Source organism: Halomonas sp. KM072 (genome assembly GCF_050710315.1).
Taxonomy (GTDB): domain Bacteria; phylum Pseudomonadota; class Gammaproteobacteria; order Pseudomonadales; family Halomonadaceae; genus Vreelandella; species Vreelandella hamiltonii.
In genome coordinates this window covers 1,160,233-1,183,361 of record NZ_CP136132.1, presented here as the reverse complement: position 1 = coordinate 1,183,361, position 23,129 = coordinate 1,160,233, and the positions used below count along the sequence as shown (strand labels likewise).

The following is a 23,129-nucleotide window of genomic DNA, read 5'->3' as shown; positions in this document are numbered from 1 at the left end:
TCACGCGATACGGCGATGCCGCCAGTGGCGCATCAATACCCCGTGCCGAGGAGAAAACAGCAGCGCCAGGAAGAAGCAGCTGGTGGCGACCAGGACGATGGTGCCTCCCGAAGCCACGTCGAAGGCATAAGAGAGCCATAGCCCCAGTACCGCCGAGCCCACACCGACGCTGGTCGAAATCAACAGCATCGTTGTGAAGCGGTCGGTCAGCAGGTGGGCGGTGGCGCCAGGGGTGATCAGCATCGCAACGACCAGAATGATGCCTACGGTTTCCAGGCTTGCCACGATGGTCAGGGTCAGCAGCAGAATCAGGCCGTAATGAATGACGCTGGTATTGAACCCCAGCGCCTGGGCCTGCGTGGGGTCGAAGGCGTAGAGCATCAGCGGCCTGAAGGCGAGCCATATCACCAGCAGCGCCACGACGCTGGCGGCCAGCGTGAGCATCAGCGCCGACTGCTGTACGCCCAGCACGTTGCCGAACAGGATATGCATCAGGTGCGTGCTGGAGGCCATCTTGCTGATCAGCACGATGCCCAGCGCAAAAGCGCCAGTGAACATGATACCCATGGCTGCATCCGACTTGATGCGGGTATGGCGCTCGATGGCACCGATACCCAACGACGTCAGCGCCCCCGTCACGAAAGCCCCGATGAAAAACGGCAGCCCCAGCAGGTAGGCAATCGCCACGCCAGGCAAGACCGCATGGGAAATCGCATCCCCAAGCAGTGACCAGCGCTTGAGCACCACATAGCAGGAGAGCAGACCACAGATGGCGCCCACCAGCATCGAGGTCAGCAGCGCACGCTGCATGAAGGCGTACTGAAACGCATCGGAAATGGCGTCGGGTAACAGATTGATGGGCACCATCAGCGCCGCCAGCAGGCCAGCGATCAGCACGCTGGCCATGCTATCCAGTGTATCTAACATGTTGAAATTGACCGTTATTGAGGCATCAAAGCAGGAGCACTGGTCTGTTGCAAGGTAAAAGAATCTGGCGCTGGCTGGGCGCTCACCGCCAGTTCGGCCAGCCTGCGGTCGCTGAGCATTTCATCCGGGGACCCCGCCCCGCGGATGAAGCGGTTGATCAGCACCACATGGTCCACATAGCGGCGCGCTCCCGGCATGTCATGGGTCACCATGACAATGGTCCTGCCCGCTTCTCGCTCCCGCTTGAGCACATCGAGAATCAGCTGCTCGCTGGGCGGGTCGACGCCCGCCAGCGGTTCGTCCAACAACAGGATACTGGCCTGCTGGGCCAGCGCCCTGGCCAACAACACACGTTTTTTCTGGCCGCCCGACAGCGCCCCAATGGGACGCTCGGCCATGTCCAGCATATTCACGTCCTGCAGCGCCTTGCTCACGACGTCACGGTGGCTCGGAGCCTGCCAACGCCCAGGCAGCAGACGCCGCCATAGAGGGTCATGGCGCATGTGGCCGTAGCGAGCCGTCATTACGGTGTCCCATACCGAGATGGGAAAGTCCCACTCGATCGCTTCACGTTGCGCCATATAGGCGATACCACCAGCTTTGCGGCGCCGCTGAATGGGCTCTCCGAACGCCATCACCTGGCCACGCAGCGGCTTCATGCTACCGGTCAGCACATGAAACAGCGTCGACTTGCCGGCCCCGTTCGGCCCGACGATAGCCGTCCAACGCCCCGCCGGCAATCTCAGCTGAATGTTTTCGAGCACCGGCTGGCGTTGATAGGCGGCATAGACCCCCGACACCTCAATGGCAGCCGGAGGTAGTGACGAAGCACTGTTCATGTTGGCCTACTCGACACCCAGATAACGGCGCAGCAGTTCGGCATTGTGGCGCTGCATGGCAAAGTAGTCACCCGCCACACCGTCCGGCTCGCTGAGTGAGTCCACGTAAAGTGGGCCTGCCACCGGCAGCCCCGTATCACGGGCGATGCTGGTCACATGGCGGTCAGAAATGGTGCTTTCCCAGAACAGTGCGGCGGGCTGACGCTCATTGATCAAATCGATGATGCGCATCAGCTGGCGTGGAGAGCCTTCGGTTTCGGCATTGGTGCCCCAGATGCCATCGTGCTTGAAGTGAAAGGCATCGGCAAAGTAGAGAAACGCCGCCTCGCTGGACAGCAGCACACGCCGTTCCTCGGGAATTGCCTCAAGGGTCTCTTGCAGTTCGACATACAGTGCGTGCAGCTCGTCTTCCAGCGCGCTGGCACGCTGGTGAATCTCTTCGGCCTGCTGCGGCAAGCGCTCTTCCAGGGCATTGGCAATGGCCTGCACGTAGGCGCTGGCGGCACGCGGGTCCATCCACAGATGCGGGTCGATATCGCCTTCCATGTCGCCTATCGCAATCGACTGCGTGGGATGGCCCGAGTCCTCGGCCACGGCCAGCACGGGCACGCCTTGCGATACCGTGGCTTCCACCTGGCGCATCCACTGCTCCAGCTGGTAACCGTTGTAGAAGACGATATCGGCCTTCTCGAGGGCCGCAAAATTATCCGGCGTCAGCTCCCACTCATGCACTTCAGCGTTGATGGGCGTCAGCACGGTCACTTCGGCATCGTCACCCGCTACCCGCTGCACCAGATCGCCCAGCACCGAAAAAGTGACGGCCACGTTGATGGGCGGATGCAACAGCTCATTGGCATACGCCGAGGACGTGCTCGCACCGAAGGCCAGGGAAGCCCCCATCAACATCCATCCGTAAGATTTCGCCATCGCCAACTGCTCCCGTGTAAACTCACATATGATATCACTGTAGCTCAAAGAAAAAGCCAAGTGCAAATAGTTTAGCCTTGGCTAACAATTATCCGTTCAAATGCGCTACCATCACCAATCAACGATGCCACTAACCTTGATAAATATTGCCAATGAGTGATCACGACCCGCGGCGCGCTCCTGCCTCATGTGAGAAAAGCGGTGACGCCCTACCGCCAGTGGAGCAGCACGCTCAGCAGTATGAAACCGTGCGCAACGCTCATGAAACCGAGCTCATCGAAGATTACGTGGAGCTGATCGGTGATCTGTTGCGACACCGCGGTGAGGCCCGAGCAGCAGACATCGCCAATCGCATGGCCGTCAGCCAGGCCACCGTGTCGAAGATGATTCGGCGACTCAACGAGCTGGGGCTCGTCACCAGCCAGCCTTACCGCTCGCTGTTTTTGACCGAAGAAGGCCAGAAAATGGCCGAAACCTCCCGCGCCCGGCACGACATTGTATTGCACTTTTTACGGGCGCTCGGCGTAGATGACAGCACGGCAAGAATTGATGCCGAAGGGATGGAGCATCACGTCAGCGATAAGACGCTCACCATCATGCAGCGCTTCACCGAACAGCAGATTAAGTAGTCGCCCTCTCTCCCTAGCGGGGCACCCGAAGTTCCCACATTTTCAACTCACCATTAACCCTAGGGCTGCTACAACTTAACTTAAATAGAAAACACCAGTTACTTTTCCCCGACCTCGACATCGGTCAACAGAAAAGTGGATGCCCACGGTCAGGGGCATTGAAGATCTCATAAATCATTGAGGTGCAACGATATGATTGCAGCCAACCTTACGGCCGACTCATCGATAGAAATTAATTAGACTATGTGACGTCGCGCAGGAAAGGCTAGAAATGGAGGCGGCCCCAAAAGCCACATCCCGGCACACGCAGCCACCACTACCGTTGCTCCCTTCCGGGCCTGGCGGGGTTCGCAGTTTAGCGTTGCGGGAGGACCTAAGGGGCCACCATGATCGTATGCGTTTGAATGCATACTGATTGCTGATTGGTGGCTACGCCCTGATTTGAACAGGGGACCCCATCATTATGAGTGATGTGCTCTAACCAACTGAGCTACGTAGCCTTTCCGACATCAGCGGGTGCAGAGTATGCCTATATTAGCGGCAAAAGGCAAGCCGAAATGGCCTGCCTTTTCATGCGCTCAACGCACGCGCTTACAACGCCGATTGTACGGCAGGTAGTGCATCGCCGCCATCACGCGTCGTCACGCCTTCCAACCACGCCTCCAATACATCGGGATGTGCACTCAGGTAGTCACGCGCCGCTTCGCGAGGCTCGACCCCCTCGTCCATGATGGCGCTCATCAGCTGGTTTTCCATCTCCAGCGTGAACGTCATGTTGCTCAGCAACTCACCGACGTTTGGGCAGGACTCGACGAAACCAGTGCGAGTATTAGTATAGACCGTCGCGCCTCCGAGATTCGGGCCAAAGTAGTCGTCTGCATCAGACAGGTACGCCATCTCGAAATTGGTGTTCATGGGGTGCGGCTCCCAACCCAGGAAAACCATCCACTTTTCATTGGGAACCCGAGCGCTCAACTCGGCCAGCATGCCCGCCTCGCTGGAGTCGATTACTTGCCAGTCACCTAGCCCATAGGCGTCATCATCAATCATCTGCTGGATGAGTTCGTTACCGTCATTACCTGCTTCAATGCCGTGAATGCGTTGCTCAAACTGCTCTGCGTGCTCGGCTAAATCGTTAACAGAAGTCACGCCAGCGTCATACACATACTGAGGCACCGCCAAGGTATATTTAGCGTCTTCAAGGTTGGCGACTAAGCGCTCCACTTCTCCACGCTCAATATAGGGGTCACTGATAGAGGCCATCGACGGCATCCAGTTACCCAAAAACACATCAAAATCGTTATTACGCATACCTGCGTAAGCGATGGGAACCGAGACGGTATCTACACGCAACTCGTAGCCAAGCGCTTCGAGTACTTCGCTGGCCAGCGCTGTGGTCGCCGTAATATCAGTCCAACCCACCTCAGCAAAACGAACGCTACTGCATTCATTAGCAAAAGCCGCGACGGGTAAAAAAGCGGTGACAAATAAAGTACCCAAACGACGCGTTGTTACTTGTTTCATAAAGCTCTTCTCTCATGATCTGTTTTATTGACACACGCTCTGCAAACCGTACTGATGCAGAGGTGAGAAGCGATCAGGCACACTTTTATTGATTGAACGTTCAATAAAAAAATGCCATCATACTCAGGTAACCATGCCTACTCCTGCTTTTCAAGGTTAGGAGTCAATGGGCATTCAACGTCATTAGGAGATAGCTGTGCCTAAGGTGGGAATGGAACCAATACGCCGCCAGCAGTTAATCAAGGCCACCATGGCGGCCATTGATGAGGTTGGCCTTGCCGAAGCGACGGTGATGCGCATCGCCCGTCACGCGGGGGTTTCCGCAGGCATTATCAGCCACTACTTTGGCGGTAAAGATGGCCTGCTCGAAGCCACGATGCGACAAATTTTGACGGACTTAAGCGATGCCGTCGCCGCGCGGCGCCATGCGTTAGAAGACGATTCACCGCGTGCGCACATTGGCGCCATTATTGAAGGCAACTTTGATCGCACCCAGGTCACCGGACCCGCCGCCAAAACGTGGTTAGCCTTCTGGGCCAGCAGCATGCACAAGCCCGTGCTGCAGCGTCTACAGCACGTCAACGACCGTCGGCTATATGCCAACCTGTGTCATCAGTTCCGGCGCGTCATGCCGCATCGCGATGCGCGCAACGCCGCGCGCGGGCTGGCTGCCATGATCGATGGTCTTTGGCTACGCGGCGCCCTGGCGCCGGAAGGGCTCGATGCGCTGGAAGCACGGCAACTGGCTCACGCCTATCTGGATCAACTGCTGGCCCACCACGGCTGCCTGAAGCACACCACCGCTGACGCATCATATTAAGGAGAACCCCATGGCCCATCAGGACACACTGCCTCTGTATATCAATGGCCGCACGGTCGCGGCGACGTCAGGTGACACCTTCACTGTCACCAACCCCTACGATGGCTCTCTGCTCGCCACCGTTGGCCAGGCAAGCCAGGGCGATCTCGACGAGGCCGTACGCACCTCGCAGCAAGGCCAGCGGGTCTGGGCAGCCATGACCGGTATGGAACGCTCACGCATTCTGCTGCGCGCGGTGGCACTGCTACGCGAACGCAACGACGAGCTCGCCGAGCTGGAAACCCGCAACACCGGCAAGCCCATCAGCGAAACCGCCAACGTCGATATCGTCACCGGCGCCGATGCGCTGGAGTATTACGCAGGCTTGGCCCCCGCCATCGAGGGCAGCCAGATACCGCTGCGCGAAAGCTCGTTCGTTTATACCCGCCGGGAACCGCTGGGTGTGATCGGTGCCATCGGCGCCTGGAACTACCCCATTCAGATTGCCTGCTGGAAAGCCGCGCCTGCGCTGGCGGCGGGTAACGCCGTGGTCTTCAAGCCCAGCGAGGTCACGCCGCTGACGGTGATGAAACTCGCCGAAATCTTCACCGAGGCAGGCCTGCCAGATGGCGTCTTCAACGTCGTTCAAGGCGACGGAAAAGTCGGCGCCATGCTCACCGAGCACCCCGGCATTGCCAAGGTATCCTTCACTGGCGAAGTGGGCACCGGCAAGAAAGTCATGGCCGCTGCCGGTGGCTCCACGCTCAAGGACGTGACCATGGAGCTGGGCGGCAAATCGCCGCTGATCGTGTTTGCCGATGCCGACCTGGACCGCGCCGCCGATGCCGCCATGATGGCCAACTTCTATTCGAGTGGCCAAATCTGCACCAACGGTACCCGTGTCTTCGTCGAGCGCAGCGTCAAGGAAGCCTTCGAAGCCAAGCTGGTCGAGCGCGTGGCGCGCATCAAGGCCGGTGACCCCATGGACCCCAGCATCAATTTTGGCCCGCTGGTCAGCTTCGAGCATCAGGAGAAAGTGCTCTCCTACATCGCCCTGGGCAAAGAGCAAGGAGCCCGCGTACTGGCCGGTGGCGAACAGTGGAATAGCGGCCCATGGGCCAACGGCGCATGGGCGGCCCCCACGGTGTTCACCGACTGCACCGACGACATGCGGATCGTGAAAGAGGAGATTTTCGGCCCGGTCATGTCGGTGCTTGCCTTCGATGATGAAGACGAGGTGATTCGCCGCGCCAACGACACCCTGTACGGGCTGGCGGCCGGGGTGTTCACCGAGAGCCTCAACCGCGCCCACCGAGTGATTCACCAGCTGGAAGCCGGCATCTGCTGGATCAACACCTGGGGTGAGTCGCCGTCGGAGATGCCGGTAGGCGGTTACAAGGAGTCGGGCATTGGTCGCGAGAACGGCGTCGAGACGCTCAATCACTACACCCAGACCAAGTCCGTACAGATCGAGATGGGCCCGTTTGAATCGGTGTTTTAAGGCACCCACCGCCACCGTTTGATGCTCTTCATGTCGTCTTTGCCAAGGTAAACGAATGTCGCAAGTACGTGAATTTGATTATATCGTCATTGGCGCTGGCTCAGCAGGCAACGTGCTGGCCACGCGCCTGACCGAAGACAGCGATGTCAGCGTGCTGCTGCTGGAAGCAGGCGGCCCGGACTACCGCTTCGATTTTCGCACCCAGATGCCCGCCGCACTGGCGTTTCCACTACAGGGTAAACGCTACAACTGGGCGTTCGAAACCGACCCAGAACCGCATATGGACAACCGCCGCATGGAGTGCGGACGAGGCAAGGGGCTGGGCGGGTCTTCCTTGATCAACGGCATGTGCTACATTCGCGGCAATGCCCTTGATTACGACCACTGGGCCAAGCAGCCCGGGCTCGAAGAGTGGGATTACCTGAGCTGCCTGCCCTACTTCAAGAAGTGCGAAAACCGTGACATCGGTGCCAATGAGTATCATGGCAGCGGTGGCCCGGTAAGCATCACCACGCCCAAGGCGGATAACAACCCGCTGTACCGAACCTTCATCGAAGCGGCCAAGCAAGCGGGCTACCCAGAAACCGAAGACGTCAACGGCTATCAGCAGGAAGGGTTTGGCCCCATGGACCGCTTCGTCACGCCCAAGGGGCGGCGCGCGTCCACGGCCCGTGGCTACCTGGATACCGCCAAACAGCGCAGCAACCTGACCATCGAAACCCATGCCGTCACGGACGTGATCGAGTTCGAGGGCAAGCGTGCCGTGGGCGTCCGCTACGAACGGAAGGGCCAACCAACGCAGGCCCGAGCACGTCGTGAAGTGCTGCTGTGTGGCGGTGCCATTGCCTCGCCGCAGATTCTGCAGCGTTCAGGGGTGGGCAACCCGGAGTGGCTGAAAGAGCTGGGCATCCCCGTGGTGCATGAACTGCCCGGCGTCGGCGAAAACCTCCAGGATCATCTGGAGATGTACATTCAGTACGAGTGCAAGGAGCCCATCTCCCTCTACCCGGCGCTGAAATGGTACAACCAGCCGAAGATTGGTGCCGAGTGGCTGTTCAAGGGAACCGGCATTGGGGCCAGCAACCAGTTCGAATCCTGCGGGTTCATCCGCTCCAACGACGGGGAGGAGTGGCCCAACCTGCAATACCATTTCCTGCCCATCGCCATCAGCTACAACGGCAAAAGCGCGGTAGAGGCCCACGGCTTCCAGGCCCACGTCGGTTCCATGCGCTCCGAGAGCCGTGGCCGCATCCGGCTGACTTCCAAAGACCCCCACGCCGCGCCCAGCATCCTGTTCAACTACATGGCCAAGGAGAAGGACTGGCAGGAGTTCCGTGATGCCATACGCCTGACCCGCGACATCATCGCCCAGCCCGCCTTCGACGCCTACCGTGGGCGTGAAATTGCCCCCGGCCCCGAGGTACAAAGCGATGCCGAGCTGGACAGCTTCGTCAAGCAGCACGCCGAAACCGCCTACCACCCCTGCGGTAGCTGCCGGATGGGCGAAGACGCCATGGCCGTCACCGATGCCCAGGGCCGCGTGCACGGCCTGGAAGGGCTACGAGTAGTGGATGCTTCACTGTTCCCGGTGATTCCTACCGGTAACCTGAATGCACCCACCCTCATGCTGGCCGAAAAGATCGCTGATCGCATTCGCGGTCGCGAGCCCCTGCCCCGCGCCCAGGTCGATTACTACATTGCCAATGGGGCACCTGCCAAAGGAGCGGTCGATAAAGGAACGCCCGCCCCGCAGGCCTGAGCCAACCTGTACACGCTGATCCAGCAACCCGCGCCATGGTATTCGCCATGGCGTTTTTTTATGCCGCAACTGAGCTACAGTGAAGGGTATAGAGCGAACGTATAAGGCCGAAACGCTTGCACAGTGCCAAGCGATTCTGCGAATATTCAAACATACGTTTAAATACCTTCAAGACCATCCATCTATGGAGAACCCCATGCTCACCCTACTACTCATCGTGCTGGCCGTGGCTGGCCTGCTGGTGGTGATGCGCCGCGAGGCAGGCGCACCTCCTGCCCTGGCCCTGCTGGGCGTACTGGGCCTGGTCGGCATCGTGCTGGGCGCCCCCGTAACGGGCACCCTGCTGCTGATCGGCGCTTTGGCCGTGGCCGTGGCCGGCTTGCCCGCCCTGCGTCGCCTCTGGTTGACCCCACGCATCTTTGCCACCTTCAAGAAAGTGGCCCCCAAGGTGTCTGCCACCGAGCGCACCGCGCTGGAAGCGGGCAGCGTCTCCTGGGATGGAGAGCTGTTTTCCGGCAAGCCCCAGTGGCAGTCGCTGCTGGATTTCAAGGATGACGGGCTGAGCGAAGAAGAGCAGGCCTTTCTGGATGTGCAGTGCGCCAAGGCGGCTGGCATGTGCAACGCCTGGGACATCGCCAAGGAGCGTGCCGACCTGCCCCAGGAACTGTGGGATTACCTGAAGAAGGAAGGCTTCTTCGGCATGATCATCCCGAAGGAGTATGGTGGTCTGGGCTTCTCTGCCAAGGCGCAATCCATGGTACTGCAGAAGCTTTCCGCCAACGAAACGCTGATGGTGACCGTCGGTGTCCCCAACTCCCTGGGCCCCGGTGAGCTGCTGCTCAAGTACGGCACCCAGGCACAGAAGGATCACTACCTGCCGCGCCTGGCCGATGGCCGTGAAATCCCCTGTTTTGGCCTGACCGGCCCCCGCGCAGGCTCCGACGCCACCTCGCTGCCGGATACCGGCGTGGTCTGCAAGCAGGTCATCGATGGCCAGGAAGTGGTCGGGGTGCGCCTCAATTTCGAGAAACGCTGGATCACCCTGGCGCCGATTGCCACTGTGGTGGGCCTGGCATTCCGCCTGTTCGACCCGGAAAAGCTGCTGGGCGACGAAGAAGACCGTGGCATTACGCTGGCCTTGATCCCGCGTGACACACAGGGCATGGAGATTGGCCGCCGCCACCACCCCATCGGCAGCCCCTTCATGAATGGCCCGATCAAGGGCAAGGACGTTTTCGTACCGCTGGACACCATCATCGGCGGCCCGGACATGATCGGTCAGGGCTGGCGGATGCTGGTGGAGTGCCTGTCGATTGGCCGCTGCATCACGCTGCCTTCGGGCGCCACCGGTACCGCCCGCTATGCGCTGGGCTGGAGCGGCGGCTTTACACGGGTACGTCGTCAGTTCAACGTGCCGGTTGCCGAAATGGAAGGCGTACAGGAGCCGCTGGCTCGCATGGCCTCGCTGGCCTACATCTCTGCCGCCACGGTATACCAGACCGCCAACCTGATCGACCACGGCGAAAAGCCCGCCGTCCCCTCGGCCATTCTGAAAAGTCAGCTGACCGAGTTCCAGCGCGTGCTGCTCAGCGATGCCATGGACGTTCACGGCGGCAAGGCCGTGACCCTCGGCCCACGCAACTACCTGGGCATCGGCTATAGCGCCAACCCCGTCGCGATCACCGTGGAAGGGGCCAACATCATGACCCGCAACCTGATGATCTTTGGTCAGGGCGCCATCCGCTGCCACCCCTACGTGCTGGAGGAGCTGGCCGCCAAGGATGCCAACGACGCAAAAGCATTCGACAAGGCGTTCTTTGGTCATGCGGGCCTGATTTTCGGCAACGCGGCCCGCGCCTTCACGCTGGGCTTCGGCCTCGGCAAGCCCAGCGTGCCGTTCAGCGGTCCGGCCGTTGGCTATGCGCAGGACATCGCGCGCCTGTCGGCCGGCTTTGGCCTCTGCGCCGACGCAGCCATGGCCAGCCTGGGCTCCACGCTGAAGAAGCGCGAAATGCTCTCGGCACGACTGGGCGACATTCTCTCCAACCTCTATCTGGCGTCCATGGTGCTCAAGCAGTGGCACACCGGCAACAAGGTAGAAGGCGAAGAAGCGTTGCTGCACTACAGCCTGCAGTTCCTGCTCAACCGCGCTGAACAGGCGTTTGTCGAGATCTTCGACAACCTGCCCAACCGCGCCCTGGGCAAGGTGCTGAAAGTGGTCGTCATGCCGACGGGCCGCCGCTGGAACAAGCCCCATGACGACCTGGCCCGCGACATCGCTCATCGCGTCTCCACCCAGAGTGCCCTGCGCAGCAAGCTGCTGAGCAACACCTGGGACAAGGATGACGGCGCCGAGCGCAATCCGCTGGCCCGCTACAATGCCCTGCTGCAAGAGTACGAGCGCGCCGAGGACATCTACCGCACGGTGAACAAGGCCTATGCCAAGGGCGAGCTGCCGCAAACGGCGCTCCACCCGGAAGCACGCGTGGAAGCCGCGCTGGAGAAAGGGCTGATCAACGAGGACGACGCCACGTTCATGCGCACCTTCGAGGCCGAAGTGCTCGAAATGCTCACCGTGGATGACTTCGCCTATGATGCCTTTGCCAACAACAAGGCGACGCTGATCGACCACAACGCGGCGCCTGCCAAGGCCACGCCGCAAGCAGAAACCAGCATCAAGTAAACGACGCTTGAACGTGAATGAAACCGGCCTGACACAGGCCGGTTTTTTCGTTTATTGCCTTCCAGAGTTCAAAAACGAAACGTACAGCGCCATTTTGCTTTCCTTCGGCACTACCCCAACTTCTGTTCCCCCTCCTCTCCCTTCCCACACCCACAGCTCATATATTGTGATGGGCTCTCTACGCCTAAAAGCGAATATATGAGCACCCAAAAAAGCGTTGCACGTTCGAAAATGATCAACTAGCCTTTCGTTAATGAAAATATCGCCTTGGTCGGTGGCCTAGAACAGTAGAAAAACAGAGAACAAGCTGCTCGACCGATCTGCCCGCGCGATAGACACACTCGTTTTCGCACTACCTGTTCATGACAACAGCTATAACAACACGAATAGCAATATCCATAGCAATATCCATAGCAATATCCATAGCAATATCCATAACAACGACGCTAACGAGATCGGCATGTCCTTACATCTGCAAAACATCGACCACGTCGTCGGCGGTGACCCTCATATCACGGGGATCGATCTGGCACTGGAACCGGGCTCTTTCAACGTGCTGCTGGGCAGGACCCTCGCAGGCAAGACCACGCTGATGCGCTTGATGGCCGGCCTGGAACAACCCACCCGCGGGCGCATTTACATGGATGGCAAGGATGTCACCGGCGTTTCGGTACGCAAGCGCAACGTTTCCATGGTGTACCAACAGTTCATCAACTACCCCAGCCTGACGGTGCGCGACAACATCGCCTCACCGCTGAAGCTGGCCAAGACGCCCTCCCAGGAGATCAAACGGCGGGTCGAAAGCATTGCGGAAATGTTACATATCGAGCATTTGCTGGAGCGCTACCCCCAGGAGCTTTCCGGGGGACAGCAGCAGCGCACCGCCATGGGCCGTGCGCTGGTCAAGGATGCCGACCTGATCCTGTTCGACGAGCCACTCGTCAACCTCGACTACAAGCTGCGTGAAGAGCTGCGCGACGAACTGCGCGAGCTGTTCAAGGCGCGCAACTGCATTGCCGTGTACGCCACCACCGAGCCCAACGAAGCGCTGGCCCTGGGCGGCAACACCGCCGTGCTGCACGAAGGGCGCCTGTTGCAGTATGGCCCCACCGAACGGGTCTATCGGCAGCCCAATGGCCGTCACACTGCCGAGATGTTCTCGGAGCCACCCATCAACATCGTGCCCGGGAAGCTGACCAGCGCCGATATCACCTTCGATCAATCCCTGCACTTTCCCTGCGACCCAGACCTGCAACGGCTGCCCGCCGGCGACTACGACTTTGGCGTGCGCGCGTCGCACATTACCCTGGAGCGGCGCTCGGCCAACGATCTGGCGCTGGACGTTCGTGTGGACGTGGCCGAAATCAGCGGTTCGGAAACCTTCCTGCACGTTCACCACGAGCGCTTCCCTCTGGTGCTGCACCTGGCGGGCATTCACGAGTTCAATGTCAACGACGCCATCCAGGTCTTTTTCCCGACCCACCAGCTGTATGCCTTCGACAAGCAAGGCAACACGGTGCACGTTCCCGCATCGGCCCAGGGAGGTGTGACTCATGGCTGAAATCACGCTACAGGGGCTCGCCCATAGCTATACGAAACAACCTTCCGGCCCTGAGGATTACGCCATACGCCAGATGGATCACGTGTGGCACCAGGGGGGCGCCTACGCCCTGCTTGGCCCTTCCGGCTGCGGCAAGTCCACCCTGCTGAACATCATTTCCGGGCTGCTGGAACCTTCCGAAGGTGCCGTGCTGTTCGATGGTCAACGGGTCAATGAGCTGCCTCCTGAAGAGCGCAACATTGCCCAGGTGTTTCAGTTCCCGGTGATCTACGACACCATGACGGTGTACGACAACCTGGCCTTTCCACTACGCAACATGAACACCCCCGAATATCGGGTAGACCCCAAGGTGCGAGAAGTCGCCGATATTCTCGATCTGACGCCGCTGCTGTCCCGCAAGGCCAAAAACCTCACCGCCGACGAAAAGCAGAAAGTTTCCATGGGCCGCGGGCTGGTACGCGATGACGTCTCTGCGATTCTGTTCGATGAACCGCTCACGGTCATCGACCCGCAGCTGAAGTGGAAACTGCGCCGCAAGCTCAAGGAAATCCACGAGCGCTTCAACATCACCATGATTTACGTCACCCACGATCAGTTGGAGGCGTCCACCTTCGCCGACAAGATCGCCGTGATGTACGACGGCCAGGTGGTTCAATTCGGTACGCCCCGGGAGCTGTTCGAAACGCCCGCCCATACGTTCGTGGGCTACTTCATCGGCAGCCCCGGCATGAACTTCATGTCGGTGACTCACCACAACGATCAGGTGCTGTTTGGCGAGCAGGTCATGCCGGTAAGCCCCGCGCTTCGCGCGCAGATTGCAGCCGCCCCTTCCAGCAATGTCAAATTGGGCATTCGGCCGGAGTTCATCAGTGTCAGCAACACTCCGGTCGAGAACTCGCTGCCCATCGACGTGCTGAACATTCAGGACCTGGGCACCTACTCCCTGCTGAGTTTTACCCTCAACGGCGAGCACTTCAAGGCACGGCTGCCCGAAGGTCATGCCGTGACAGGTGACAAGGCGCACGCGCTATTACCTCAAGCGCATATGGGCCTGTACGTAGACGAATACCGGGTGGAGATCGGCCATGAACAATAAAGTCTATAACAACCGTGCCTGGCTGCTGGTGTTGCCGATGCTGGTGCTGGTGGCGTTTTCCGCCATCATCCCGCTGATGACCGTGGTCAACTATTCTGTGCAGGACGTGCTGGGCCCCAATGCGCGCTTCTTCACCGGCACCGAATGGTTTGAAAGCATCCTCAACGACTCGGCGCTGCGGGCAGCTTTCGTGCGCCAGATTCTGTTTTCTCTGACCATCCTGGCCATTCAGGTGCCCTTGGGCATCGGGATTGCGCTGATCATGCCCAAGCGCGGCTGGCAGGCGTCGGCGGTACTGATACTGATCACGCTACCGCTGCTGATCCCATGGAACGTGGTGGGCAGCATCTGGCAGATCTTCACCCGGGGCGACATCGGCCTGATGGGCTGGGGCCTGCGTGAGCTGGGCTTGAACTACAACATTACCCGCAACGCCAGTGATGCCTGGGCCACCATCATTCTGATGGATGTGTGGCACTGGACACCGCTGGTGGCCATGCTCTGCTACAGCGGCCTGCGCTCGATCCCGGAAGCCTACTATCAGGCGGCCCGTATCGACCGCGCTTCCAAATGGGCCATCTTCCGCTATATCCAGCTGCCCAAATTGACCAACGTGCTGGTGATCGCGGTGCTGCTGCGCTTCATGCATTCGTTCATGATCTATGCCGAACCCTTCGTGCTGACTGGCGGTGGCCCAGGCAGCTCGACCACCTTCCTGAGCCAGTCGCTGGCCACCATGGCCATTGGCCAGCAGGACCTTGGACCATCGGCGGCCTTTTCGATCATCTACTTCCTGGTGATCCTGCTGGTGAGCTGGGTGTTCTACACCACCATCATGCACATGCAAAAAGACAAGAACACCCAAGGGGGGGCATGACATGTACCGTCTGGACAATGCCCAGCAGGGCGAGAAATTCAATACCATCTTCAGCCGCACCACCCCGGCACAGCGCCGTCGTCGCAACGCTCGCAGCCGCTGGCGCTCGCGCCTGCTGCTGGGCCTGTATCTGTTCCTGATGATCCTGCCCATCTACTGGCTGATCAACATGTCGCTGCAGACCAACAGCGAAATCCTCGGCTCGATGACCCTGTGGCCACAGAATCTGACGTTCGATAACTACCTGCGGATTTTCAACAATCCCAGCTGGTACATGGGCTACGTCAATTCGATGGCCTATGTGTCGCTGAACATGCTGATCACCATCTGCGTGGCACTACCGGCCGCCTACGCGTTCAGCCGCTATCGTTTCATCGGTGACAAGCACCTGTTCTTCTGGCTGCTCACCAATCTGATGGCACCACCCGCGGTGTTTTTGCTGCCCTACTTTCAGCTCTACTACTCGGTAGGCCTGTTCGACACCCACATTGCCGTCGCGCTGGCCCACTGTCTGTTCAACATCCCGCTGGCCATCTGGATTCTGGAAGGCTTCATGAGCAGCGTCCCCAAGGAGATCGACGAAACGGCCTACATCGATGGCTACAGTTTTCCGCGCTTCTTCGTGACCATTTTCCTGCCGATGATTCGTTCGGGCATCGGCGTGACGCTGTTTTTCCTGTTCATGTTCTCCTGGGTAGAGCTGCTGCTGGCCCGCACCCTGACCGCCACGGATGCTCAGCCAATCGGCATGATCATGACTCGTACGTCCACCGCATCGGGCATCGATTGGGGCACCCTGGCCGCGGCCGGCGTGCTGACCATCGTGCCGGGCATCCTGGTGGTCTATTTCGTCCGTAAACATATCGCCAAGGGCTTTGCCCTGGGTCGCACCTGAAGGAGCAACGGCCATGTCCTGGATGGTATGGACCACCCCTACTGCCATTTTCTTTTCATCGATCGCTGCCATGCTGGCGGGGATGACTCTGTGGGAGATTCTCTCGCCCACCATCGAACGCAAGGGCTTTCTCCCCATCAGTACCACGCGGGGCGACCGGCTGTTCATCGGTCTGCTGTCGGCAGCGTTCATTCACCTGGGCGTGATTGGCTTCACCACGCTCTCGATCTGGATTGCACTGGCACTATCAGCGGTTTGGCTGCTGGTGTTGATGCGCTGGGGCTGAGCGCCTACCGGGCGGTCTCGGCGTACTACCGCGGTACCAAGGATGCTCACGTTATCAGGGAAGAGCACAACAAAACGAGGTCAACATGCGTAATAACAACTTCAAACTCACTACCCTCGCTGCCAGCCTGCTGCTGGCCTCGGGGGCCCTCATGGCCGACGACCAGGAAGCACGCGCCATCGCCGAACGGCTGGTCGATGAGCACTTCCAGAACTCAACCCTGAGCCGCGAGGAGCAGATAGAGGAGCTGCTGTGGTTCGCCAAGGCTGCCGAGCCGTTCCGAGGCATGAACATTCAGACCGTCGCCGAGGGTCTGACGACCCACGTCTACGAAAGCGAAGTGCTGGCCCCGGCGTTCAGCGAGCTGACCGGCATCAACATCACCCACAACATCATCGGCGAAGGCGATGTGGTGGACACGATGCAGAACCAGATGCAGTCCGGCAACAGCATCTATGACGGTTTCGTCAACGATACCGACTCCATCGGCACGCATATCCGTTACGGCACCACCATCAACCTGACCGAGGCCATGGCCAACGAATGGGCAGACTACACCCTGCCTACGCTGGACCTGGACGATTTCATCGGCCTGCAGTACGGCACCGGGCCTGATGGCAGCGTCTACCAACTGCCGACCCAACAGTTCGCCAACCTTTACTGGTTCCGCTATGACTGGTTCCAGCGTGAAGACCTGCAGGAACAGTTCCGGGACATCTACGGTTACGACCTGGGCGTTCCCACCAACTGGACGGCCTACGAGGATATCGCCGAGTTCTTTACCGTCCACGTGGGCGAGATCGATGGCACCAAAGTGTATGGCCACATGGATTATGGTCGCCGCGACCCCTCGTTGGGCTGGCGCTTCCACGACTCCTGGCTGTCGATGGCCGGCATGGGCAGCCCAGGGGTGCCGTTTGGTAATCCCGTCGACGACTGGGGCATCCGCGTGAACGAGGAGAGCCAGCCGGTGGGCGCCAGCGTCAGCCGCGGTGGTGCCACCAACTCACCGGCGTCGGTATTTGCCATGCAGAAAGCCGTGGATTGGCTGCGTGACTTTGCGCCTGCCGAAGCCCAGGGCATGACGTTCGGTGAAGCCGGGCCGGTGCCTGCGCAGGGTCACATTGCCCAGCAAATCTTCTGGTATACCGCCTTCACTGCCGACATGACCGACCCCTCCGTGGCCGTGACCGATGACGAAGGCAACCCGCTGTGGCGCATGGCACCTTCGCCCACGGGCCCGTATTGGGAAGAAGGCATGAAAGTGGGTTATCAGGACGTAGGTGCCTGGACCTTCTTCGACTCCACGCCCGAAGACCGTCGTACGGCGGCCTGGCTGTTCGCCCAGTTCACCGTGGCCAAAACCACCTCGCTGGAAAAACTGATGCACGGCCTCACGCCCATTCGGGAATCCGACATCTTCTCGGACCAGATGACCGAAATGGCCCCCAAACTCGGCGGCCTGGTGGAGTTCTACCGCAGTCCTAACGAGTCCAACTGGACGCCGACCGGCACCAACGTGCCTGACTATCCGCGCATGGCACCGCTGTGGTGGCAAAACCTGGCACCGGTCATGAGCGGTGAAGTCACGCCCCAGGAAGGTCTGGACAAGCTGGCGACCGACATGGACAACACCATGAATCGCCTGGCTCGGGCCAATGTGTTCGACAGCTATGCCCCGGTACTCAACGAAGAGCGTGACCCCCAGTACTGGCTGGATCAGGACGGCGCGCCCAAACCAAAGCTCGACGATGAAATGCCGCAGGGTACCACCGTGCCCTACGACGAAATGATGGAAGCCTGGATGGCCGCAGGCACTCGCTGAGCCCCTGGGCGGGCGCAAGCCCGCCCATCGTTTCAGGCGTCAGTGACGACCGCGTGCCAACCTGGGGCTTTTTCTTGATAAGTGGATCCGCCATGAAACTGCGTAACCGTAATGTAGAGAAATTGCACACCGATGACTTTGACGCACTGATCATTGGTGGTGGCATCAATGGTGCAGCCACCGCTGCGGCGCTGGCAGGCAAAGGCGCCAAAGTGGCCCTGATTGACCGTGGTGACTTCGCTGGCAGTACCAGCATGCACTCCTCCAACCTGGTTTGGGGGGGAATCAAGTATATGGAAAGCAAGGACTTTGCCCTGGTGCGCAAGCTCTGCAAGAGCCGTAACCACCTGATCAAGAGCTACCCTTCGACGGTGGAAGAAATTCGCTTTTTGACCACCATCACCCAAGGTTTTCGGCACTCGCCTCGCTATCTGTGGGCGGGTACCTGGCTGTACTGGCTGATGGGCAATGGCTTTACACGCCTGCCCCGCCTGCTGTCTCCCAGGAAACTCAAGCAGGAAGAGCCCATCATCGATATCAAGGATGCCGTGGGCGGGTTCGAGTATTCCGATGCCTACCTGCACGACAACGATGCCCGCTTCGTCTTCAACTTCGTGCGCCATGCGTTGAACTACGGTGCCGTCGCCGCCAATTACGTCGAGTCGCTGGGCGCCGAACGCGATGGCGAGCACTGGGTCACCCGCGCCCGCAACGTCATGGACGGCACGACCTTCAATATTCGTTCCAAAGTGTTGATCAACGCCGCCGGGCCGTGGGTAGACCAGCACAATGCCCTGACGGGCCAGAAGACCACTCATCAGCACTTGTACTCCAAGGGCATTCACCTCATCGTGCCCCAGCTCACGGCGACCAAGCGCGTACTGGCCTTCTTTGCCGATGATGGCCGTCTGTTCTTCGTGATCCCCATGGGCAATCGTACCTGTATCGGCACCACCGATACGCACATGGAAAACCCTGAGGTCGATGTCACGGCAGACGACATCGCCTTCGTGCTGGAAAACATCAACAAGCGACTGACACTGGACAAACCGCTGACCCAGGATGACATCATCTCCACCCGCTGCGGCGTGCGGCCGCTGGCCATCAAGGCCGAACAAGGCAGCGACCGAGACTTTCTGCAGCTGTCACGCAAGCACGTCATCGATACCAACCCGGAAAGCGCGCATATCAGCATCTTTGGCGGCAAGCTGACCGACTGCCTGAACGTGGGCGATGAAATTGCCGATGAAGTCATGAAACTGGGCGTTACCCTGCCCGACCCCAGCTTTCACTGGTACGGTGAGCCGCCCGAGCCGGTCAAGCAGCAGTTCATGGACCAGGCCAAGCGCATGAATCTGGACGCCATGACGGCAGCCACCTCCTCCGAGCCGCTCTCCTCTCGGCTGTGGCGACGCTACGCCGAACAGGCCATCCCGATGCTGGAAAAAATCCGCCAGGACCCTTCGGAGGCCGATATTCTCATCGAAGGCACCGAGTACATCCGCTGTGAAATCGAGCATGCCCGAGACCATGAAATGATCACCCAACTGGAAGATTTTCTGCGTCGGCGTGCCAAGGTGTCGATGGTGGTTCATCACGAGCAGCTACGCCACTCCAGCGGGTTGCAAGAAGCCTGCCGCGTGCTGTTCGGTGAAGAGGCCGAGGCACGCCTGGCCACCTACTTTGCGGAAAACCGCGATACCTCTCGCCCCCCCAGCGAACCCGCCAGCCTGGCGTAAAAACCCCGCTTGCGGTGCACGCCCAATAAAAAGCCCCCTGCCATCACTGGCAGGGGGCCAATCAGTTCAGCAAGCGAGTGACGACCTACTCGTCGTGTACCACCGCCAGTTGAGAGTCGCCGGCCAGCACTTCATCCCAGGCCTCTTCCAGGGTACACCCCAGTCGGCTGTCGATGGTGTCGATAACCTCGACCGCGTGTTGCAGCGACTCGCGATTGCCTTTTAGCGCCAGGACCAGTTTGGCCAGATCCTGTTTACTGAAAGCGCTAGCGATACGGTCAGCTTGTTGGCTCAATTCGATGCAGTTCATGGTAAGTCCCTCATGGTATGCTCAGCCGCTGCCTGTTACGGTTCACGAAGTGTGGTAATCAAGCAGCCATCTTATTAATGAAGAATGATGACATTGCTACTCATGCTGGGCCGGGTAAGTGCCCAGTTCGGTAACTGCGAAACGGTCACAAGCGTTACAAGACCTTCGCCTTTGGCGCTTTGGTAAAACGTCAGCGCCTCGGTGTGTAGCAAGGAACCCTGCGGCATATCGGGATAACAAGACACCGCCCTGATCCATGACTTCACTATGGTTCACGGGTGCAATACTCACAATGCACCCTTGGCAGCAGGCGCGGTTGTAGCTTGACTACAGAAACGTCAAAACCATGAAAGTGCTGATGGTTACTTTCACAAGCGCAGTTAAACGACTGTTTTAAATGAAACTTGAAAAACAAGTAAGAGTGCTAACAAAAACCTGAATACTGAAAAAACATAATAAAAAAACGCCACCCTTGTTTGGGCAGCGTTTATTGCTTGAATCCAGGCAGCAAATAGGCGCGATATAGAGGCTACGTGGAGCGCACGCGGGAAACGGCATCCAACCAGCCCTGATAAAGCTGTTCGCGAGTCGCCTCCTCCATGCTGGGCGTGAAGCTCTTCTCGCAGCGCCACAGCTGTTCTATCTCTTCCAGGGTGGCGTACCACCCCAGCCGCAGCCCAGCCAGATACGCCGCCCCCAGCGCCGTGGTTTCCAGAATCGTCGGTCGATCCACCTGCACGTTGAGCATGTCGGCCAGAAACTGCATCACCCAGCTATTTTTCACCATGCCGCCATCGACACGCAGGTTGCCTGGCGCGGCATCCATGTCATCGTTCATGCAGAGCTGAAGGTCTCGAGTCTGGTAACACACCGCCTGCAGCCCGGCCGCGACGATTTCGGCGATCCCGGTGTCTCGGGTCAGGCCAAAAATGGCGCCGCGGGCCTTGGGGTCCCAATGGGGGGCACCCAACCCGGTAAAGGCAGGCACCAGGTACACGCTGTGCCCGCTGCGGGTTTTCTGGGCCAAGGCTTCGGTTTCCGAGGCATCGGCAAACAGGTTCAGCCCGTCACGCAGCCACTGCACAGTCGCCCCGGCCACGAAGATACTGCCCTCCATGGCGTAGGTGGGCTGGCCATTGATCCGGTAACCCACGGTGGTCAGCAGGCGGTTGCGGGAAACCGACGGTGTATCGCCGGTATTCACGATCATGAAACAGCCCGTGCCGTAAGTGCTTTTGCCCATGCCGGGCTTGAAGCAGGCTTGCCCAACCAGGGCTGCCTGCTGGTCCCCGGCAACCCCGGCGATGGGCAAGGCAGCCCCCAGCCAGTGGGCTGCCACCGTACCAAAGTCGTCGCTGGAGTCTTTCACGCCTGGCAGCATGTTGGCGGGCACATCGAACAGCGCCAGCAACTCATCGTCCCAACGCTGCTCATGAATGTTGAACAGCGCCGTGCGCGAGGCGTTGGTGGCATCGGTCACGTGCTGTTGGCCTTCGGTCAAGCGCCAGATCAGGAAGCTGTCGATGGTACCGAAGGCCAGCTCCCCCTTGGCCGCCCGTTCGCGGGCGCCCTCGACCTGATCGAGTATCCAGGCCAGCTTGGTGGCAGAGAAGTAGGGGTCGATCAGCAGCCCGGTTTTGGCCTGTACCGCCTCGGTATGGCCCGCGTCCCGCAGCGCCTGACAGCGTTCGGAGGTGCGCCGATCCTGCCAGACAATGGCGTTATAGAGTGGCTTGCCCGTGGCGCGATCCCATACCACCGTGGTTTCTCGCTGGTTGGTGATGCCGACACCGTCTATCTGTTCGGCACTGACCTGGGCCTTGGCCAGCACCTCTCGGCAAGTCGCCACCACGGAGTCCCAGATATCCTCCGGGTCGTGCTCGATCCAACCATCCTGGGGAAAGTGCTGGGGAAACTCCTGCTGGGCAACGGCCGCTACCTGGCCCTGGCGGTCGAAGAGAATGGCACGCGAGCTGGTGGTACCTTGATCGATGGCAAGAATGAAGGAGGGCATATCGTATTCACTTTGTTGTAGGGTTCTTTCGATTTTGTCGGTTTTGTTTCGTTTTATTATGCTCCAAGGCTACGCCAGCGGCTCGCAATGCTCAAGTATGAAACTTGCCAAGGTGGCGTCGCTCTTCCCACTGGGTCAGGCGATGTGCAGCGCCACATCGTGCTGGGTAAGCAGACGGGTAATCGACTCCGGCGGCCGACGGTCGGTGAACAGTGCATCCAGTTGCGATAGATTACCCTGACGCACCACCGGGTTACGGTGAAACTTCGAGTAGTCGGCAGCGAGATACACCCGACGAGAGTTGGCGATAATGGCCTGGGCCACGCGCACTTCCTGGTAGTCGAACTCCAGCAGCGAACCATCTTCATCGATACCACTGATACCGATGATGCCGTAATCCACCTTGAACTGATTGATGAAGTCGATGGTGGCTTCACCGATGATGCCGCCATCCCGCGAACGCACCTGCCCCCCGGCGATGATCACCGTGAAGTCTTCCTTGTGCTGCAGGATGGCAGCCACGTTCAGGTTGTTGGTGATGATTTCCAGCCCCTGGTGCTCCAGCAGCGCCTGGGCAATCATTTCGTTGCTGGTACCGATATTGATGAACAGGGAAGCATGGTGAGGAATATGCTGGGCCATGCAGCGGGCAATCCGCTCTTTCTCTTCCAGGTGCAGTGTCTTGCGCGTGCTGTAGGCGGTGTTCACCGTGCTCGACTCGACCCCTACACCGCCATGCACGCGCCGGACGCGCCCATCATTGGCCAGGGTATTCAGATCACGCCGGATGGTCTGGGGCGTTACCGCAAAATGTTCGGTCAGTTGCTCGATGCTCATGTAACCATGCTGGCGCACCAGCTCGACAATGGCATCCTGGCGATACTGCTGGTTCATAAGCCCGGCCTGTTCGTTATTGATTGATCCATGTGCGTAATAGA

19 protein-coding genes, 1 tRNA gene and 1 other RNA gene are annotated in these 23,129 nt (G+C 59.4%); 12 read left to right on the top strand and 9 right to left on the bottom strand.

Annotation, left to right across the window (positions count from 1 at the left end):
- The 3 genes from RVM26_RS05545 to RVM26_RS05535 are packed head-to-tail and all read right to left on the bottom strand — an operon-like array spanning position 1 to position 2,693.
- Positions 1-927 (bottom strand): metal ABC transporter permease, encoded by a 927-nt coding sequence (locus tag RVM26_RS05545; RefSeq protein ID WP_186299127.1) that lies wholly within the window; start codon positions 925-927, stop codon positions 1-3.
- 14 nt (positions 928-941) lie between these two features.
- Positions 942-1,766, bottom strand: coding sequence for a metal ABC transporter ATP-binding protein (locus RVM26_RS05540; protein WP_227407988.1), 825 nt, complete (start codon positions 1,764-1,766; stop codon positions 942-944).
- A gap of 6 nt (positions 1,767-1,772) precedes the next feature.
- Positions 1,773-2,693, bottom strand: a complete 921-nt coding sequence (locus RVM26_RS05535) for a metal ABC transporter substrate-binding protein (RefSeq protein ID WP_498941332.1) — start codon at positions 2,691-2,693, stop codon at positions 1,773-1,775.
- Between the two features lie 152 nt (positions 2,694-2,845).
- Between RVM26_RS05535 and mntR the strand changes: the two genes are divergently transcribed.
- Entirely contained in the window at positions 2,846-3,322 is a 477-nt protein-coding gene (mntR, locus tag RVM26_RS05530) for a manganese-binding transcriptional regulator MntR (RefSeq protein ID WP_498941330.1), read from the top strand.
- 281 nt (positions 3,323-3,603) lie between these two features.
- Here the strand turns inward: mntR and ffs are convergent.
- The 3 genes from ffs to RVM26_RS05515 all read right to left on the bottom strand — a co-directional run bounded on the left by ffs (position 3,604) and on the right by RVM26_RS05515 (position 4,846).
- An RNA gene (ffs, locus tag RVM26_RS05525) (signal recognition particle sRNA small type) lies at positions 3,604-3,700 on the bottom strand.
- A 45-nt stretch (positions 3,701-3,745) separates the two neighbouring features.
- Positions 3,746-3,822 (bottom strand) — tRNA-Met (locus RVM26_RS05520).
- A 91-nt stretch (positions 3,823-3,913) separates the two neighbouring features.
- The gene (locus RVM26_RS05515) at positions 3,914-4,846 is read right to left on the bottom strand and encodes a choline ABC transporter substrate-binding protein (RefSeq protein ID WP_287804376.1); all 933 of its coding nucleotides are present in this window, start codon (positions 4,844-4,846) and stop codon (positions 3,914-3,916) included.
- Between the two features lie 211 nt (positions 4,847-5,057).
- On the opposite strand from RVM26_RS05515, the gene betI reads away from it, so the two are divergent.
- From betI to RVM26_RS05460, 11 genes are all read left to right on the top strand, one after another.
- Complete coding sequence (gene betI / locus RVM26_RS05510) at positions 5,058-5,666, top strand: transcriptional regulator BetI (protein ID WP_498941328.1); 609 nt, start codon at positions 5,058-5,060, stop codon at positions 5,664-5,666.
- 10 nt (positions 5,667-5,676) lie between these two features.
- Complete coding sequence (gene betB, locus RVM26_RS05505; protein WP_498941326.1) at positions 5,677-7,146, top strand: betaine-aldehyde dehydrogenase; 1,470 nt, start codon at positions 5,677-5,679, stop codon at positions 7,144-7,146.
- 55 nt (positions 7,147-7,201) lie between these two features.
- Positions 7,202-8,905: a choline dehydrogenase gene (gene betA / locus RVM26_RS05500; RefSeq protein ID WP_081191881.1), complete on the top strand. Its 1,704-nt coding sequence runs from the start codon at positions 7,202-7,204 to the stop codon at positions 8,903-8,905.
- 196 nt (positions 8,906-9,101) lie between these two features.
- Entirely contained in the window at positions 9,102-11,588 is a 2,487-nt protein-coding gene (locus RVM26_RS05495; RefSeq protein WP_498941324.1) for an acyl-CoA dehydrogenase, read from the top strand.
- 460 nt (positions 11,589-12,048) lie between these two features.
- A complete protein-coding gene (locus RVM26_RS05490) occupies positions 12,049-13,149 on the top strand; it encodes an ABC transporter ATP-binding protein (protein WP_498941322.1) in 1,101 nt (366 codons plus the stop codon).
- Entirely contained in the window at positions 13,142-14,245 is a 1,104-nt protein-coding gene (locus RVM26_RS05485) for an ABC transporter ATP-binding protein (protein WP_498941320.1), read from the top strand. Before RVM26_RS05490 ends, RVM26_RS05485 begins: the two co-directional genes overlap by 8 nt.
- On the top strand, positions 14,235-15,122 hold the full coding sequence (locus RVM26_RS05480; protein WP_039178292.1) for a carbohydrate ABC transporter permease: 888 nt from the start codon (positions 14,235-14,237) through the stop codon (positions 15,120-15,122). The genes RVM26_RS05485 and RVM26_RS05480 overlap by 11 nt, the downstream gene beginning before the upstream one ends.
- Position 15,123: 1 nt before the next feature.
- Positions 15,124-16,017 carry a carbohydrate ABC transporter permease gene (locus tag RVM26_RS05475; RefSeq protein WP_039178294.1) on the top strand — a complete coding sequence of 298 codons (894 nt, stop codon included), beginning with the start codon at positions 15,124-15,126 and terminating at the stop codon, positions 16,015-16,017.
- Between the two features lie 13 nt (positions 16,018-16,030).
- Positions 16,031-16,303 (top strand): DUF2160 domain-containing protein, encoded by a 273-nt coding sequence (locus tag RVM26_RS05470; protein ID WP_039178296.1) that lies wholly within the window; start codon positions 16,031-16,033, stop codon positions 16,301-16,303.
- Between the two features lie 85 nt (positions 16,304-16,388).
- Positions 16,389-18,128: an ABC transporter substrate-binding protein gene (locus RVM26_RS05465; protein WP_498941317.1), complete on the top strand. Its 1,740-nt coding sequence runs from the start codon at positions 16,389-16,391 to the stop codon at positions 18,126-18,128.
- Between the two features lie 92 nt (positions 18,129-18,220).
- Positions 18,221-19,867 carry a glycerol-3-phosphate dehydrogenase/oxidase gene (locus RVM26_RS05460; RefSeq protein WP_189463999.1) on the top strand — a complete coding sequence of 549 codons (1,647 nt, stop codon included), beginning with the start codon at positions 18,221-18,223 and terminating at the stop codon, positions 19,865-19,867.
- Between the two features lie 85 nt (positions 19,868-19,952).
- Here RVM26_RS05460 and RVM26_RS05455 read toward each other — a convergent pair whose 3' ends face one another.
- The 3 genes from RVM26_RS05455 to RVM26_RS05445 form a co-directional block, all read right to left on the bottom strand.
- Entirely contained in the window at positions 19,953-20,177 is a 225-nt protein-coding gene (locus RVM26_RS05455) for a hypothetical protein (protein WP_039178304.1), read from the bottom strand.
- A 529-nt stretch (positions 20,178-20,706) separates the two neighbouring features.
- Complete coding sequence (gene glpK, locus RVM26_RS05450; protein ID WP_498941314.1) at positions 20,707-22,191, bottom strand: FGGY family carbohydrate kinase; 1,485 nt, start codon at positions 22,189-22,191, stop codon at positions 20,707-20,709.
- A gap of 135 nt (positions 22,192-22,326) precedes the next feature.
- Entirely contained in the window at positions 22,327-23,085 is a 759-nt protein-coding gene (locus RVM26_RS05445) for a DeoR/GlpR family transcriptional regulator (RefSeq protein ID WP_016913669.1), read from the bottom strand.
- Positions 23,086-23,129: the final 44 nt, after the last annotated feature.